Source organism: Streptomyces sp. NBC_01485 (genome assembly GCF_036227125.1).
In the GTDB taxonomy this organism is placed as follows: Bacteria; Actinomycetota; Actinomycetes; order Streptomycetales; family Streptomycetaceae; genus Streptomyces.
In genome coordinates, this window is record NZ_CP109435.1 from 3,509,717 (window position 1) to 3,525,362 (window position 15,646).

12 protein-coding genes, 2 tRNA genes and 2 pseudogenes are annotated in these 15,646 nt (G+C 71.9%); 9 read left to right on the top strand and 7 right to left on the bottom strand.

All coding sequences use genetic code 11. From position 1 onward, the window contains the following. Positions 1–251: 251 nt before the first annotated feature. The gene (locus OG352_RS16060) at positions 252–2,084 is read left to right on the top strand and encodes a putative bifunctional diguanylate cyclase/phosphodiesterase (RefSeq protein WP_329217685.1); all 1,833 of its coding nucleotides are present in this window, start codon (positions 252–254) and stop codon (positions 2,082–2,084) included. Here the strand turns inward: OG352_RS16060 and OG352_RS16065 are convergent. The 3 genes and pseudogenes from OG352_RS16065 to OG352_RS16075 form a co-directional block, all read right to left on the bottom strand. Next, the gene (locus OG352_RS16065; protein ID WP_443072282.1) at positions 2,063–3,211 is read right to left on the bottom strand and encodes an LLM class flavin-dependent oxidoreductase; all 1,149 of its coding nucleotides are present in this window, start codon (positions 3,209–3,211) and stop codon (positions 2,063–2,065) included. The two genes, OG352_RS16060 and OG352_RS16065, sit on opposite strands and share 22 nt — an antisense overlap. Before the next feature lie 109 nt (positions 3,212–3,320). Continuing rightward, entirely contained in the window at positions 3,321–4,052 is a 732-nt protein-coding gene (locus OG352_RS16070) for a maleate cis-trans isomerase family protein (RefSeq protein ID WP_329217686.1), read from the bottom strand. Continuing rightward, a pseudogene (locus tag OG352_RS16075) lies at positions 4,049–4,285 on the bottom strand (decarboxylase); the annotation flags it as partial. The gene OG352_RS16070 and the pseudogene OG352_RS16075, both read right to left, overlap by 4 nt. A 152-nt stretch (positions 4,286–4,437) precedes the next feature. On the opposite strand from OG352_RS16075, the gene OG352_RS16080 reads away from it, so the two are divergent. The 7 genes from OG352_RS16080 to OG352_RS16110 all read left to right on the top strand — a co-directional run bounded on the left by OG352_RS16080 (position 4,438) and on the right by OG352_RS16110 (position 9,981). Further along, the gene (locus OG352_RS16080; RefSeq protein ID WP_329217688.1) at positions 4,438–5,421 is read left to right on the top strand and encodes a D-2-hydroxyacid dehydrogenase; all 984 of its coding nucleotides are present in this window, start codon (positions 4,438–4,440) and stop codon (positions 5,419–5,421) included. 112 nt (positions 5,422–5,533) lie between these two features. Further along, positions 5,534–6,472 carry an ectoine/hydroxyectoine ABC transporter substrate-binding protein EhuB gene (gene ehuB / locus OG352_RS16085; protein WP_329217689.1) on the top strand — a complete coding sequence of 313 codons (939 nt, stop codon included), beginning with the start codon at positions 5,534–5,536 and terminating at the stop codon, positions 6,470–6,472. Then, positions 6,469–7,233, top strand: coding sequence for an ectoine/hydroxyectoine ABC transporter permease subunit EhuC (gene ehuC, locus OG352_RS16090; RefSeq protein WP_329217691.1), 765 nt, complete (start codon positions 6,469–6,471; stop codon positions 7,231–7,233). Before ehuB ends, ehuC begins: the two co-directional genes overlap by 4 nt. Then, positions 7,230–7,916: an ectoine/hydroxyectoine ABC transporter permease subunit EhuD gene (gene ehuD / locus OG352_RS16095; protein WP_329217693.1), complete on the top strand. Its 687-nt coding sequence runs from the start codon at positions 7,230–7,232 to the stop codon at positions 7,914–7,916. Before ehuC ends, ehuD begins: the two co-directional genes overlap by 4 nt. Further along, a complete protein-coding gene (gene ehuA / locus OG352_RS16100; RefSeq protein WP_443072283.1) occupies positions 7,906–8,736 on the top strand; it encodes an ectoine/hydroxyectoine ABC transporter ATP-binding protein EhuA in 831 nt (276 codons plus the stop codon). Before ehuD ends, ehuA begins: the two co-directional genes overlap by 11 nt. Positions 8,737–9,035: 299 nt before the next feature. Beyond that, positions 9,036–9,794 (top strand): IclR family transcriptional regulator, encoded by a 759-nt coding sequence (locus OG352_RS16105; protein WP_329217694.1) that lies wholly within the window; start codon positions 9,036–9,038, stop codon positions 9,792–9,794. A gap of 113 nt (positions 9,795–9,907) precedes the next feature. Then, positions 9,908–9,981 (top strand) — tRNA-Lys (locus tag OG352_RS16110). Here OG352_RS16110 and OG352_RS16115 read toward each other — a convergent pair. The 4 genes and pseudogenes from OG352_RS16115 to OG352_RS16130 all read right to left on the bottom strand — a co-directional run bounded on the left by OG352_RS16115 (position 9,947) and on the right by OG352_RS16130 (position 15,145). After that, positions 9,947–11,564, bottom strand: a pseudogene (locus OG352_RS16115) (AMP-binding protein). The gene OG352_RS16110 and the pseudogene OG352_RS16115 sit on opposite strands and share 35 nt — an antisense overlap. A gap of 178 nt (positions 11,565–11,742) precedes the next feature. Continuing rightward, a complete protein-coding gene (locus OG352_RS16120) occupies positions 11,743–12,207 on the bottom strand; it encodes a DUF3592 domain-containing protein (RefSeq protein ID WP_329217696.1) in 465 nt (154 codons plus the stop codon). Between the two features lie 216 nt (positions 12,208–12,423). Continuing rightward, positions 12,424–13,530: an SPFH domain-containing protein gene (locus OG352_RS16125; RefSeq protein ID WP_329217697.1), complete on the bottom strand. Its 1,107-nt coding sequence runs from the start codon at positions 13,528–13,530 to the stop codon at positions 12,424–12,426. A 145-nt stretch (positions 13,531–13,675) separates the two neighbouring features. Continuing rightward, complete coding sequence (locus OG352_RS16130; RefSeq protein ID WP_329217698.1) at positions 13,676–15,145, bottom strand: peptidoglycan-binding protein; 1,470 nt, start codon at positions 15,143–15,145, stop codon at positions 13,676–13,678. 237 nt (positions 15,146–15,382) lie between these two features. Between OG352_RS16130 and OG352_RS16135 the strand changes: the two genes are divergently transcribed. Beyond that, positions 15,383–15,456: transfer RNA gene (locus OG352_RS16135), tRNA-Lys, on the top strand. Positions 15,457–15,646: the final 190 nt, after the last annotated feature.

Below are 15,646 nucleotides of genomic sequence, written 5' to 3' on the forward strand. Positions count from 1 at the left end.
CCCTGTTTGTCTGCCCCAGACGAGTGAGGCGCCGGAAAGCGGGCATTACTTCGACACCCCCGGAATTCTCACGGAACGTCACAAGCGGTCGTCCGGCCGCAGAACCGGTCCAGGTGCGGGCAGAAACGATCTGTCAGAAGGGTGGGTTGTTCGGGGACACTGGGCAGTGGCTGCGCGGGTCCGGGGGCAGCCTCTATGATCGGCAGACTTTCCTGCACGGACAGCGATCGAGTGCACTGCGGGAGCGAGCGGTGAGCGGAACGTCCGAAGGGCCGACGCCCGCGGCAGACCTCGACCGGTCAGCCGTCACAGAGAGTGACATCTACAGCACGGACAGCGGGCCCGGGGCCTACCAGCCTCCGGCCTACCGTTCCGTGTTCGCGGCGGCGCCACTGGCCATGGCCGTGGTCGACCGCGAGGGTCTGATCGTCGACGCCAACGACGCGCTCGGCGCGCTGCTCGGCGGCGGCGGTGCGCGGCTGGTCGGGCGGGTCGCCTCCGACCTGCTGGACCTGGCCTCCGACGTGCGGACCTGGCACGCCTACCGCGAGGTGCTGCGCGGCCGGCAGGCGAAACTGCGCTGCACCCGGCGGCTGAAGCAGCCCGACGGGCGCTCGCTGTGGGCGCAGGTCACCGTCTCCCCGCTGGACGCCGACACGCCCGGCGTGCTGCTGTCCGTAGCCGACGTCAGCGCCCACCGTGACCTCCAGGCCAGGCTGCGGCACCTGCAGATGCACGACCCGGTGACCCGGCTGCCCAACCGCACCCTGTTCTTCGAGCGGGTGTCGGCCGCACTGGAGGCCGAGGCCTACGAGCAGAGCGGAACCGGCCGGATCGGCCTGTGCTACCTGGACCTGGACGGCTTCAAGGCCGTCAACGACACCCTCGGTCACCGCGTCGGCGACCGGCTGCTGGCCGCCGTCGCCGACCGGCTGACGGAGTGCGCGGAGGAGGCCGGGCGGACCCGGCCGAGCGTGCCGCTGGTGGCCCGGCTGGGCGGCGACGAGTTCGCGCTGCTGGTGGAGGACTCCACCGGCACCGAGCAGCTCGCCGACCTCGCCGAGTCCGTCCTCAAGACCCTCCAGGCCCCCTTCGACCTGGCCGGACACCGGCTGAACGTGTCCGCGTCGATCGGCGTCGTGGAGCGGCACGCGGCCGGCACCACCGCGACCGGGCTGATGCAGGCCGCCGACACGACCCTGTACTGGGCGAAGGTCGACGGCAAGGACCGCTGGACGCTGTTCGACCCCGAGCGCAACGCCCATCTGATGACCCGCCAGGCCCTGGCCTCCACGCTGCGGCCCGCGATCGAACGCGGAGAGTTCCGGCTCGACTATCAGCCGCTGGTCGGCATGTCGGACGGCCGGCTGCGCGGGGTGGAGGCCCTCGTCCGCTGGGATCACCCCCGGTTCGGGCTGCTGTCGCCGAATCGGTTCGTCGCGCTGGCCGAGGAGGACGGCTCGATCGTGCCGCTCGGCCGATGGATTCTGGCCACCGCCTGCCGCCAGGCACGGCAGTGGCAGGTGGACAATCCGGACGAACCGCCGCTGTTCGTCAGTGTTAACGTGGCGGTCCGTCAGGTATGGGACTCCGACCTGGTGGCGGACGTCGCGAAAGTCCTCGCCGAGACCGGACTCGCCCCGCATCTGCTCCAGTTGGAACTCACCGAGTCGGCCGTGATGGGGTCGGCGGGACGGCCGTTGCAGGCGTTGCAGGCGCTCAGCGACATGGGCGTGGGCATCGCCATCGACGACTTCGGCACCGGCTACTCCAACCTCGCCTACCTGAGCCGGCTGCCGGTGTCGGTGCTGAAGCTGGACGGCTCCTTCGTGCGCGGTTTCCAGTACGAGGGCGGCGGCGCCCCGAACCCGGCCGACGAGGTCGTCGTCGAGGCGATGATCGACCTCGCCCACCGGCTCGGGCTGACCGTGACCGCCGAGTGCGTGGAGACCTCCGCGCAGGCGACCCGGCTGCGCAGCATCGGCTGCGACACCGGGCAGGGCTGGCTGTACTCCCGTCCGGTGTCGCCGGACCGTATCTCGGAGCTGCTGAACACCGAGACCTACGCCGTCGGCAACCCGTAGGCGTCCGCGACCAGTTCGTAGGAGCGCAGGCGCAGCTCGCCGCGGTGGGCGTGGCTGGTGAGCATCAACTCGTCGGCGCCGGTGCGCTTGTGGAGGCCGTCGAGGCCGGTGCGGACCTCGTCGGCGGTGCCGTGGATGATGTTCGCGGTCCAGGAGTCGACGAACTCCCGCTCCAGCGGGCTGAATTGATGCGCCTCCGCCTCCTCGGGGGAGGGGAACAGGCCGGGCCGGCCGCCGCGCAGGCGGACCATGTTGAGGCCGGTGGCCAGGACCTGCCGGCGGGCCTCGCGCTCGTCGTCGGCGGCGAGCACGGAGACGCCGATCAGCGCGTACGGCTCGGTGAGCACCGCGGACGGCCGGAAGGACTCCCGGTACAGGTCGAGGGCCGGGACGGTGTTCTGCGCGGAGAAGTGGTGCGCGAAGGCGAAGGGCAGACCGAGCACACCGGCCAGCCGGGCGCTGAAGCCGGAGGAGCCCAGCAGCCAGACCGGCGGCCGGTGCGCCGACTGCACTCCGCCCGGGGACGTGCCCTGGACCGGGCCGGGGATCGCGTGGACACGGCGGTAGGGGTGGCCGTCGGGGAAGTCGTCGTCCAGGAAGCGGGTGAGCTCGGCGAGCTGCTCGGGGAAGTCGTCGGCGCCCTCGTGCAGCCGCTCGGTGCGGCGCAGGGCGGCGGCCGTCGCCCCGTCGGTGCCCGGGGCGCGGCCGAGACCGAGGTCGACGCGGCGCGGGGCCAGCGCCTCCAGGGTGCCGAACTGCTCGGCGATGACGAGGGGCGCGTGGTTGGGCAGCATCACGCCGCCCGAGCCGAGCCGGATGCGGTCGGTGTGGGCGGCGAGGTGGGCGAGGATCACCGCGGGCGAGGAGGAGGCGACGCCCGGCATCGAGTGGTGCTCGGCGACCCAGTAGCGGTGGAAGCCGCGCGCCTCGGTGAACCGCGCGAGGTCGACGCTGGTGCGCAGGGCGTCGGTGGCGGTACGGCCGGAGCCGACGGTGACCAGGTCCAGTACGGAGAGGGGGGTCGGGGCGCTGCCCTGCGCGACGCCCCGGATCTCGTCCGCCGCGGTCGCGTCGGTCGCCGTCGCATCGGTCGCCGTCTCGCCTGCCGCCGTCTCGCCTGCCGCCACGGGGGTCCTCCTGTTGTCGGCCGTGTGCTGTCCTCGGACGACCAACAGGAGGGTGTCCCCGCTTATTCCCGGGTGCCGGACGGGGTGGTTCCCGGGTCCGGGAACGGCGTCACACCTGCACGATCGGCTCCCGGGTGAACAGGGCGCCGAGGCCCGGCGCGTTCACCCGGCGGTCCGTCAGCCGCAGCGCCTCCCAGACGGTGACCTGGTTGGCGGTGAGGACCGGCTTGCCGAGCTCCTTCTCCAGGAGGGGGAGGTGGGCGGCCGTGTGGAGGGCGGTGTCGGGCAGCAGGACCGCCTCGGCGCCGGGGTCGTCGGCCGCCCGGGCCAGGGCCAGCACCTGCGCCTCGTCCAAGGCTCCGACCTCGGCGGCGGTGACGATCCCGGCGCTGCTCAGCGCCGTCACCTCCAGCCCGCCCGCCCGCAGGAACTCGACGAACAGCCCGGCCACGTCGTCCGGATACGTCGCCCCGACGGCGACCCGCCCGACGCCGATCTCCTTGGCCGCGTGCACGAAGGCGAACGAGGTGGAGGAGGCCGGCATGCCGGCGGCCGTGGCCAGGGCGCGCACCTGCTCCTGCGCGCCGTCCCAGCCGTGCACGAAGCCGCCGCTGGTGCAGGCCCACACGATCGCCTCGGCGCCCGCGAGCCGCACTTGCCCCACACCGTCCGCCAGCCGCTCGGGCGCGTACATCCGTCGCAGCGCGTCGACGCGGCGCGCGTCCTCTCCGATGTCGGTGTGGACCACGTCCAGTCGGACGTCGCTGCCCAGGAGCTGCTCGATACGGGGGTAGTCGTCCTCGCCCGAGTGGCCCGGGTAGAGAAAACCGAGTGCGGTCATGTCCAACCTTCCTGCTGCTCTTCTTCCGGCGGTACCCGTTCCGGTGGTACCAGTGGTTCCCCCGGCACCGGGGGTTCCGGCGGTTCGGGGGGCCACACGCGCGCCGAGGTGTCCAGCAGCGCTTGATACGGTCCCACCGCCCGGGTACCCAGTCGGCGCAGCGCCGCCCACATGGTCACCTGGTTGGCCGAGATGACGGGTACGCGCGGCTCGGCCTCCAGTCGGGGGACGACGAGGTGATGCCCATGGTCGGCACCGCCCTCACCGGGCGACGGGATGCGCAACAAGCCGTATGGACAACCGTGTTGACGACGGTGGGTTCGGGTGCGAACGTGGTCAATCCGCGCACGTCAGACCCGTGGTCACGAGCGAGAGGGGGCACCGGATGGCCGTCGCCCCCGCCTCCGCCGCCACGTCCGTCCCCGCTCTCCCCACGCTGCTCGTCCTGGACGCCGATCCGCTGCCCCGGCTCGGGCGGCTCACCGGTCAGGCCCGGGTGCTGCACGCCGACGAGGACTCGCTCGCCGCGCTGCTCCCGGCGGCGGACGCCCTGCTGATCTGGGACTTCACCTCGCACGCGGTGCGCGCCGCCTGGCCGGGCGAGGGGCCGCGACCGCGCTGGGTGCACACGGCGAGCGCGGGCGTGGACCATCTGATGTGCCCCGAGCTCGCCGCGTCGGACACGGTCGTGACGAACGCGCGCGGGGTGTTCGACCAGCCCGTCGCCGAGTACGTGGCCGCGCTGGTCCTGGCGACGGCGAAGGACCTGCCGCGCACGTGGGAGTTGCAGCGGCGGGGCGAGTGGCGGCACCGGGAGAGCCGGCGGGTCGCCGGGACGCGGGCCGTCGTCGTCGGGTCGGGGCCGATCGGGCGGGCGATCGCCCGCGTGCTGAAGGCGCTCGGCATGACGACGTCCGTCGTCGGCCGGGTCCCGCGCACCGGCATCCACGGCCCCGACGACCTCAACCGCCTTCTCGCCCGCGCCGACTGGGTGATCGCCGCCGCCCCGCTCACCGAGCAGACGCGCGGCATGTTCGACACCCGGCGGTTCGGCGTGATGCAGCCGTCCGCCTGCTTCGTGAACGTCGGACGCGGGCAGTTGGTCGTCGAGGACGCGCTGGTACGGGCGTTGGAGCGGCGGTGGATCGCGGGCGCGGCACTGGACGTCCTCACCGCTGAACCCCTCGCCCCCGAAAGCCCGTTGTGGCACGTGCCCGGGCTGCTGATCTCCCCGCACATGAGCGGCGACACGGTCGGCTGGCGGGACGAACTCGGCGTGCAGTTCGTGGAGTTGTTCGAGCGGTGGGCGGCGGGGCGGCCACTGAAGAACGTGGTCGACAAGCAGCGCGGATACGTGCCCGGACACTGACGTCCCCGACGTCCCCGGCCCTTGGGTCCCTCGCCGGTCAAGGGGGCCTCGGCCCGGAACGGGGGTCGAAGCGGGCTGCATAAGTCGCATCGTCCCGGGTAGCCGCGCCGCCATGGCTCCACCACTGGAACATCGCGAACGCGAACGCATACCCGGGACCGGGACCACACGTCGGTCGCTGCTCGCGGGGGTGGCGGCGGCCGGCGTGCTGGGCGCCGCCGGCTGCTCCCGTGTGGCGACCGCGTCGACCGAGAACGGCGGCGACCTCCTCGACCGGCTGAAGGCGGCCGGTGTCGTACGGCTGGGCATCGCCGGGGAGATCCCGTTCGGGTACATCGACAGGGACGGTGATCTGACCGGCGAGGCCCCTGAGCTGGCTCGGGTCGTCTTCGAGCGGCTCGGCGTCGGCAGGGTCCAGCCCGTGCCCACCGAGTTCGGGTCGCTCATTCCTGGGCTCAACTCGCGGCAGTTCGACGTCGCCGCCGCCGGGATGTACATCACCCCCGAGCGCTGCGAGCAGGTGCTCTTCGCCGACCCCGACTACCAGATGCTCGACTCCTTCATCGTGCGCAAGGGCAATCCGAAGGGGCTGCACGGCTACCAGGACGTCGTCGGGAAGAAGGCCAGGTTCGCTACCGGGACCGGGTACGCGGAGATCCAGTACGCCGTCGACGCGGGGTACGAGGAGAGCGACATCCTCATCGTGCCGGACCAGGTGGCGGGGCTGAACGCCGTCGAGGCCGGGCGCGTCGACGTGTTCGCCGGTACCGCGCTGACCACCCGTGAGGTGGTGCGGAAGTCGGCCAAGGCGGAGGCGACCGAGCCTTTCAAGCCCCTCGTCGACGGCGAACCCCATGTCGACGGGGGCGCGTTCGCCTTCCGGCTGACCGAGACACGGCTGCGGGACGCCTTCAACGCCGAACTGCGGAAGATGAAGAGGAGTGGGGAGCTGCTCCGCGTCCTCAAGCCGTTCGGGTTCACCGAGGCCGAGATGACCGGTCTGACCGCGAAGGAGCTGTGCGGCGGAGGGGTCGGAGGGAGCACCTCATGACCACCGGGCTCTGGGAACTCGTCCTCCAAGGGATCTGGACCACCGTCCAGTTGCTGGTCTTCAGCGCGCTGCTGGCCGCGGCCGTCTCCTTCGTGGCCGGTGTCGCGCGCACTCACCGGCGGTGGATCGTCCGCTTCCTCGCGGGGTTCTACACCGAGGTGTTCCGCGGGACCTCGGCGCTGGTGATGATCTTCTGGGTGTTCTTCGTGCTGCCCCCGGCCTTCGGCTGGCAGTTGGTGCCGATGTGGGCGGGCACGCTCGCGCTCGGCCTGACGTACGGGGCGTACGGCTCGGAGATCGTGCGCGGCGCGCTGAAGGCCGTCGACCCGGCGCAGCGGGAGAGCGGGCTCGCGCTGAGCTTCACGCCCTGGCAGCGGATGCGGCTGATCCTGCTTCCGCAGGCGGTGCCGGAGATGATCCCGCCGTTCTCCAACCTGCTGATCGAGCTGCTCAAGGGCACCGCCCTGGTGTCGGTCATGGGCATGGGCGACCTGGCGTTCAGCGGGAACCTGGTGCGGCTCGCGCTCCAGGAGAGCGCGGAGATCTACACGTATCTGCTGGTCGTCTACTTCGTGATCGCGTTCCTGCTGACGCGGGTGATGCGCGGCCTGGAGCAGCGGCTGAAGGCGGGCGCCGGGAAGGCGCCCGAGCGCCGCAGGGCCGTACGCCGCAAGGCCGTCACCGCCGTGGCCGAAGTCGCCGAACCCGGGCCGCCCGTCGGCCCCGGAGTGGGCGCCGGAGCCGGAGGGGGTTCCCGATGACGTGGGACTGGGGCGCGGTCGCCGACTTCATGCCGCACTTCCGGGACGGGCTGCTGATCACCCTGCAGGCCCTCGCCCTCGGCTCGCTGATCTCCTTCGCCCTCGGGCTGGTCTGGGCGCTGCTGATGCGGACGCCGTCGCTCCCCCACGCTCGAACACACTCGCGCGGGTGGTACCCCCTGGTGCGCTGGCCGGTGGGCGTGGTCACGGAGTTCGTGCGCAACACCCCGCTGCTGGTGCAGTTGTTCTTCCTGTTCTACGTGCTGCCCGAGTGGGGCCTGACCTTCTCGGCGCTGACGACCGGCGTCTTCGCGATCGGCCTGCACTACTCGACGTACACGATGCAGGTCTACCGCGCCGGCATCGAGGCGGTGCCCGCCGGACAGTGGGAGGCGGCGACGGCGCTGAACCTGCCGGTCGGCCGGACCTGGCGGGTGGTCATCCTGCCGCAGGCGATCCGGCGGGTCGTCCCGGCGCTCGGCAACTACGTGATCTCCATGCTCAAGGACACGCCGATGCTGATGGCGATCACCGTCCTCGACATGCTCGGGCAGGCACGGCTCTTCTCCCAGGAGCACTTCCAGTTCACCGAGCCGCTGACCGTGATCGGCGTGGCCTTCATCCTCATCTCCTACCTGGCCTCCCTACTTCTGCGAGCCCTGGAGCGACGTCTTGTCCACTGACACTCCGCTGACGAAAGCATCCGACCCCGATTCCGGTCCCGGCCACGGTCCCGATCCCGAGGGCGCCAATCCGCCGGTGGACGGCAGCGAGCTGATCCGCCTGGAGCAGGTCAGCAAGCGGTTCGGGTCCAACACCGTGCTCGACCGGCTCGACTTCGCCGTGGAGTCCGGCAAGCACGTCACGCTGGTCGGCCCGTCCGGCTCCGGCAAGACGACGATCCTGCGGCTGCTGATGACCCTGGCCAAGCCGGACGAGGGGACGATCACGGTCGCCGGGGAGAAGCTGTTCCCCGCCCCCGAGAAGCAGGTCCGCGAGGTCCGCAAGAAGATCGGGATGGTGTTCCAGCAGTTCAACCTGTTCCCGAACATGAGCGTGCTGCGCAACATCACCGAGGCCCCGGTGACCGTCCTCGGCCTGTCCAAGGACGAGGCCGAGCAGCGCGCCCGGGAACTGCTGGACCTGGTGGGCCTCGCCGACAAGTGCGACGCCTGGCCCACCCAGTTGTCGGGCGGCCAGCAGCAGCGCGTCGCGATCGCGCGGGCGCTGGCGATGCGGCCGCAGGTGCTGCTCCTCGACGAGGTCACCTCGGCGCTGGACCCCGAGCTGGTCGCGGGCGTCCTCGACGTCCTCAGGGACATCGCCCGCACCACCGACATCACGATGCTCTGTGTGACCCATGAGATGAACTTCGCCCGGGACATCTCCGACCAGGTCCTGATGTTCGACTCGGGCCGGGTCATCGAGTCGGGTCCACCGGAGCAGATCTTCGGCTCCCCGGAGCAGGAACGGACCCGGGAGTTTCTCAGCGCGGTGCTGTGAGGCCGATGCGGTGAGACCCCGTGCTGTGAAGGCCGGTGCGGTGAGGCCGCTGGCCCGAGCGCGGGGTCATGACGCTGGCATATGCCAGCGGGCCGGTGCCGCAGTTGGGAGGGGCGCGGAGCCGCGGTCGAGGGGGTCGTAAGTGCGACAGATTCTCACCTACAACCCCTCCCCTCCGGCCCCCTGGCCGTTATCGTGGAAGCTGATTCGCTGTCAGGATCACGGACTGCCGATCAAGGATTACCGATCAAGGATCACGGTTCACGGATCACGGCCAGAAAGCGACCAGGGGGGAAACCGTGGCGCTGAAGCACGAGCCGACCGCGCCGTACCACTCGGCCCAGGAGGCGCTGCGCGTCCTGGAGACGGTGGCGCGGCACTCCACCGGTGTCACCGACGCCCAACTCGCCCGCCAGACCGGCCTCACCGCCGACCGGCTGACCACACTGCTGCGCATGCTGCGCCGCGAGGGCTACGTCGAGCAGATCGCCGACGGCGCGTACGTCACGGGCGATGCCCTAGCCCGGCTGGGCTCAGCGCACCAGCACGAGCAGGCCCTGCACGACAAGCTCCAGCACACCCTCGACCGGCTCCGCGACTGTGTCGGCGCCGCCGTCTACATCAGCCGGTACGTCGACGGCGAGGTCACGATCACCCAGTACGCCGACGGCCCCGGCACACCGTCCGTCAACGAGTGGTTCGACTTCCGCTCCTCCGCGCACGCCACCGCGCTCGGCAAGAGCCTGCTCGGCCAGCTCGACCACAACGGCCGGCGCGACCACCTCTCCCGGCACAGGATGGCCCGGCTCACCTCACGCACCATCACCAGCGACACGCTGCTGCTCTCCCGCCTGGAGGCGCAGCCGCCGACGGTCCCGGTGCTCGACCTCCAGGAGTACGCGGTCGGCACGGTCTGCGCGGCCGTCCCGATCACCGCCGGCTCCACGGCCGGCTGCCTGGCCCTGTCCCTGCCCGTCGCCCACGCCCACCGCCTCCGCCAGGCCGCCGACGCCCTGAACAGGAACGCGGCACCGGTACTGCTGTCACTCGCGATCTAGGAGCCGGTCCAGGGGGTCATCCGTGGCCGGCCAGGAATTGGTCAGAAGCACCCCTGCGGACCAGGTAGTATTTTCTCCGTCGCCAGCCGCCGAAGGCGGAGGGCGAGGGTCATGCGCCGCTAGCTCAGTTGGTTAGAGCAGCTGACTCTTAATCAGCGGGTCCGGGGTTCGAGTCCCTGGCGGCGCACAGATGAAGGGCCCCTCGTGGACACGAGGGGCCCTTCGCCTTGCCTGTCAGCTTTCGTCGGCCTCCGTCAGCCTGCGGTACGTCGCCTCCCCCGGCGGTCGCCACCACACCGGGTCGGCGCAGCGGACGCCCTCCCTCCGCAGCAGCGCCCGGTGGATCTTGTTGGTGGCGGTGACGGGCATCCGTTCCACCACCCGTACGAACCGGGGCGCCATCTTCGTGCCCAGGTCGGGCTGGGCGAGCAGGAACTCGGCGAAGGCGAGCGGGTCGAAAGTCCCGGCCAGCGTCGCCATCACCTGGTCGCCGGTCACCGGGTCCGGGACGGCGTAGACGGCGACGGCGGCCGCCCCCTCGTACCGGGCGAGGATGTTCTCGATCATCGCGGCGGCCAGGTTCTCGCTGTCGACGCGGAGCCGGTCGTCGGTGCGGCCCGCGAAGTAGAGGAAGCCGTCGCGGTCGCGGTAGAAGAGGTCGCCGGTCCAGTACGCGCCGTCCTCGCGGCGCCGCTCCGCCTCCGCCGCCGGGTTGCGCCAGTAGCCCTCGAAGGGGTTCGGCCCCCGGTTGACCAGCTCCCCGATCGCCGCGTCGCCGTTCAGCAGCCGGCCCGCCGTGTCGAACTCGGCCGGCGGACACTCCGCGCACGTCTGCGGGTCGAGGACGACGAGCCCGGGCCCCGCCCGGCCGACCGCGCCCACCGGCGTCCCCGGCGACCAGTGCACGGCCGCCCCGCCCTCCGAGGAGCCGTACCCCTCCACCAGCCGCACCCCGAAGCGCCGTTCGAAGGCCGCCGCGTCCACCGTCCCCGCCTCGGTGCCGAAGCCGAGCCGCAGCGCGTGGTCCCGGTCGTCGGGGCGCGGCTCGGTGGCCAGGACGTACTGGATCGCCCGGCCCACGTAGGTGAAGTACGTCGCCCGGTAGCGCCGTACGTCCGCCAGGAAACCGGAGGCCGAGAAGCGCCGGCGCAGCGCCACCCCGGCCCCCGCCGCCAGCGCGGGCGCCCAGTCGGCGATCACCGCGTTGCCGTGGAACATCGGCATGCAGACGTAGTGCACGTCGTCCGGGCGGACGGCGAACTGCCCCGCCAGCGAACGCCCGGCGGCGGCCAGCCGGCCCTGGGTGCACAGGGCGGCCTTCGGCGCGCCGGTCGAACCGGAGGTGAAGTAGAGGAGGAAGTGGTCGGCGGGGGTGGCGCGGGAGGGGTCCGGGCGGGCGTCCGTATACGGCGCGAGCAGGTCGTCGTACTCCGGGGTGCCGGTGATCAGCAGCCGCACGCCGGGCAGGTCGAGGCCCCTGAGGAGGGGGAGGTGGGTGTGCTCGGTGATGAGGAGCCGGCACTCGGTGTGCAGGATGTCCCGGGCCAGTTCGGGGCCGCGCCGGGTGGGGTTGACGCCCGCGACCGCCGCACCGGCGAGGGCCGCGGCGGACAGCCACAGCGGGAACTCGGGGGTGTTGTCCAGCAGCACCCCGATGTGCGGCGGCCCGTCCGACGGCAGCAGGTCGGCCAGCAGCGCCGCCCGCGCGGCGGCACCGGCGGCGACCTCGTGGTGCGTGAGGACCGTCTCCTCGGGGTCCCCGCACCACAGCCCCGGACGGCGGTCGCCCCACCGGGCCGCTACGAGTTCGGCGACGGTGCCGAAGCCATCGCCGAGGCCGGTTCCGGTGCCGGTGCCGGTGCCGGTGCCATCGCCGAGGCCGGTGCCGGTATCCCTGGTGGACTTCATGGCCGCGCACGGTAGTTGACGTACCGTCAGATGTGGAGGGCTACGGCATGAAGCCGTCGCTCACGTCGAACATCCAGTGGGCGGTCACCATGAAGAAGACGCAGAAGGCGGTGATCACGCCGAGGAAGAGCAGCACGCATCCCGACTCGGCGAAGAGCCGGCCACGGGCGGGGGCCTTGGCCGTGGCCTCCTCGGGGCGGTCGGCCGCGTAGTGGACGGGGACGATGTCGCCCTCGATGGTCGTCCCCGGGCCGTTCGCCTCCTCGAAGCGGACGGTGCGGCCCTCGCGGGTGGTGAACTCGTAGACGTGGTGCAGGGTCGTGTGCACCGAGGTGTCTCCGCCGCCGCCGCTGGTCGTCGCGTACGACCGCAGACAGCGCGCCTCCGCGGTGAGACCGCCACCCCAGGCCCGGGTGACCCGCCGGGAGCGGCGGACCACGCCGAACGCGCCGAACATCGCGCCGACGATCATGACCGACGGCACGATATAGAAGAAGGCTTCCATGAGTTCCCCCGATGTCCAGGCGCCGACCTGGTCAAGTCGGCGTGCAGGGAACGTACCCGTGCGCGGGCCCGGGGGAGCTCAAGCCATGCTCAGAACCTGACGTCGGAGCAGGCGCGAGCCGAGCTGTGCCAGTGCAGGTCTAGACCAAGTTCGAGATTATTGCCGTTCTTTGACGGTGTTCATACCCGTCACCCGTCACCCGTCACCCGTCACCCGTCAGCCCTGTTCTCCGCGCCCCGCACAGAAGGCGACGGTCAGGTCCTTCACCAGCGCCTTGCGCTCGTAGTCGTCGAACTCCACGAGCCCCCGCATGGTCAGCCGGGTCACCGTGTCCTCCACCGAGTCGACGACCGACGTCAGCACGGTCGCCCGGTGCTGGGCGTCGAGCGCGGCGATCCGCCGGCGGTGCATCGCGGGGGCGACCTCGGGGGCGTACTCGACCCGGACCGGCTGCACCGAGAACACCTCCAGCCCGATCGCGCCCGCGTCCCGCGCGACCAGCCGGGTCAGCGCCTCGCCCGCCGCCTCCACCGATCCCCGCCCCGCGCCCGGCGTCTCCACCGGGATCCGGGCGAGGGCCGCCTCGACGCACTCGCGCAGATACGTCTCGTGGTCGTCGACGCCGAGCGTGGCCCGGGCGGTGTCCCGCACCCGCCACACCACCAGCGCCACCACCCGCAACGCGACCCCGCTGCCGTCGGCGGCCGGCATCGGCTCACTGCGCCAGTGCCGCAGCCGTACGTCCACCCGGCGGCGCAGCAGCAGCGGGTTCACCCACAGCAGGCCGGTGCGCCGTACGGTCCCCCGGTAGCGGCCGAACAGACCGAGCACCCAGGCCCGCCCGGTCCGCCCCCGGGCCAGGCCGCCGAAGCCGAACAGGCCCAGGGCGCCCGCGCCCGCGTACGCCGCCCACTGCGCCGGCCCGAGTCCGGCGCCCGCGAACTCCGGCAGCCGCAGCGCCTGCGCCGCGAGCGGCGGCAGCACCCCGGCCCACCACGAGGCGGCCACGCACCCGGCCGCCCCGCAGGTCCCGGCGAACACGCCCGCCGCGCCCGGCAGCACCCGGGCGGACCGCTCCACCAGGTCGGGGTCGACCTGCGCCACCGGCCGGGGCCGGGCCTGCGTCGGCCTGCGCAGCCGCGGCTGCTCGCCGGTGCCCGCCCGGCTCCCGACCACGGCCGGCCCGAGCGGCACGGGCCGCGGCTCGGGTTCGTCGCGGAACAACAGGTGGACGGGGATCTCGGTGGTCGCCTCGTTCTGGATGAGCCGAGCGGGCCTGGACGGTCCCTCGGACTCGGGTGTCTGTGAAGTGGTCGTGTGCATGCGTGCCTCCAGCCTCCGCGCCAGATACGCCATGACAGTGGGTTTTTGTTGTGGTTTACGCGTTCTGCGCGTTCTGCGCCTTCTGCGCCTTCTGCGCCTTCTGCGCCTTCTACGCCTTCTACGCCTTCTACGCCTTCTACGGGGCTTACGCGGTCTGCGAGAAGAGTCGCCGCCAGGTCTCCGGGCCCGGGTAGCCGTCGGCCGCGCCGCCGCGCCAGCCCTGGGCGCGCTGGAAGGCCTCGACTCCGCGCCGGTCCGCCTCGCCCCAACGCGGTCCCGGCCCGGTCGTGTAGTACTTGCCGAACCCCTTCTTCACCAACTGCCGCCCCAACTGAGTGACGTACGCGTTCCGCGCGCCGGGCCGGAACACGCCCCGGCCGGGGTACGGGGGGATGCGGGGCGCCGAGGCGGGCGGGCCGGCGGCGCCGGTCACGGGGTTCGCACCGGTCCCGGTCCCGGTTCCTGTGCTGGGGCCGGTCCCGGCGGGCATCGGGGCGTCGATGTTCCTGCCCTTTCCGGTGACCAGCAACGACCAGGTCCCCGGGCCGGGGATGCCGTCGGCGTCGGCGCCGGTCCAGCCCTGGGCGCGCTGGAAGGCCAGGGTGGCCCAGCCGTCGGAGGCCGACCAGCGCGGGCCGGGGCCCGAGGCGTAGAAGCGCGCGCCCCCGCGCTCTACGAGGAGCCGGCCCAGCAGGGTGACGTAGTTGTTGTTGGCGCCGGGTCCGAAGGCCATCCGCCCCGGGAACGGCGTCGCCGCGACGTCACCGGTCGCGGGCTTGTTCCCGCCGCCGTCGCCATTGCCCACCTGTTCCCCGGTGCCGGTGCCGATACCCGTGCCCGTGCCCGTGCCTGCGTCCGGAGTGGTCGGAGTGGTCGGTGTGAGGCCCTTGTAGCGGTAGGGCACATAGCGGTCGGAATTGCTCCAGTAGGCGTACGGGGTGGCCTGCCGGCGGGTGGTCGGGCGGGTCTGCTCGTAGGCGATGTAGTAGCTGTGCGTGTAGTCCGTCCAGCCGCCGAAGACAACGACGTGCGAGCCTTTCTCGGGGTCGGTCGGATTGTGGAACAGCAGAATGTCGCCGGGCTGGAGTTCATCCCTGGAAATCCGCGTCCCGTACTGGTTGAGGCTGCCCGTCCACTCGTTCCGGGGCAGGTTCCAGGCCATGGAGACGAAGCCCGAGCAGTCCTGCCGGTAACCGTCGTACCAGTAGGTGCTCATGCTGTACGGCACCTGCGCCGAAACCCATTCCCTGGCCCGTCTGATGATGTCCGCCCGGGTCGTGGCGGGCGTCTTGACCGGTCCCGCCACTCCCCCGGGGTTCGCCGGCTGCCCGGCCGGTCCGTGCAGCGGCGCCTTGCCGCCCTGCGGGGTGTCGGGCTCGTCATCTGCGGGAACGCCGGGCCGGTCGGGGGCCTGCGGGGCGGCGACGGCGGGCAGTGCGTGGGCGGCGCCGAGCGCGGCGGCCGTCGCGGTGGCGACGATCAGGGTGCGATGGGCGGCCGGGTGACCGCCGAACCGGGCGGGCGGTGAATTCGGGCTCAGCCGCCGCCGGGATACGCATCCGGGGCAGTCGCAATCGCTCGCGGGATCGAATTCCTCGAATACCGGAGCCTCCATGCGATTCCCCTCACACTCCAGCTGGAAATGTCCGCGACTGTGCACGTACGCCAGTTTCTCAACTGTCTTCCCGACGCGCATGCTGACGGTCCGAATGATGTACGCGGGACCCGCCCGGCCCACTGCCCGACCCAATGCCCGGTCCGGTTCCGGGGCGGGTGGTGGCCCCGGGTGGTCCGGACAGTCCGGGTGGTCCGGGGCACCCTCGGGGGTCCTGTAGAGTTCTCTCGTCAGCAGGCGCCGCTAGCTCAGTTGGTTAGAGCAGCTGACTCTTAATCAGCGGGTCCGGGGTTCGAGTCCCTGGCGGCGCACAGACACCGAAGGCCCCTCGCGAAAGCGAGGGGCCTTCGTTCGTATCCGCACCCGCGTCTGCGCCCGCGCCCGTATCCGGGTTTCGTATCCGCGTGCGATTACCCACATCGGTTCCACGAAGGCCACAACACTCCCACATACGCCACAATGCGCCCGTATGACCGGTAAACAGCGCGTTTCGCATCTTGC